The following is a 473-nucleotide window of genomic DNA, read 5'->3' as shown; positions in this document are numbered from 1 at the left end:
ATTAAAGAAATGCTTGGCGCGGAGCAGGTAGGGCATTATGCGGCAGCGGTAAGATTGAGCGAGGCATGGTATTTTATTCCTATGGCAATTACGTCGTCTGTTTTTCCAGCTATTATCAATGCTAAAAAACAGAGTGAAGAGCTTTACTATCAGAGATTGCAGAAACTCTATGATCTGATGGTCTGGATGGCCCTGGCTATTGCCGTGCCGACAACCTTTCTTGCGCCTTGGGTGATAAGGGTCTTATATGGGGATGCGTTTTTGCCGGCAGCAGGGGTTTTGAGTATTCATATTTGGGCTGGAGTGTTTGTGTTTTTGGGGGTAGCTAGTGGAAAGTGGTTGCTTACTGAAAATTTGCAGATATTTTCTACGATAAATACAAGTAGATAATAGGAGGTTATCAATGGGAAATATGATAGATCTTTTCTTCGGAAACCATGTCGAAGATGATGAAGCATTCAACGAAACGCTTG

1 protein-coding gene is annotated in these 473 nt (G+C 42.7%); it reads left to right on the top strand.

What is annotated here, in order from left to right; all coding sequences use genetic code 11:
• Window positions 1–390 (top strand): oligosaccharide flippase family protein (locus tag AC3LHT_RS09885; protein ID WP_488662769.1); only part of this gene is annotated, 390 nt, incomplete at its 5' end.
• Window positions 391–473: the final 83 nt, after the last annotated feature.

The sequence above is a fragment of the Kosmotoga sp. genome, from assembly GCF_982836095.1.
This window is presented reverse-complemented; position numbering and strand designations above follow the sequence as displayed.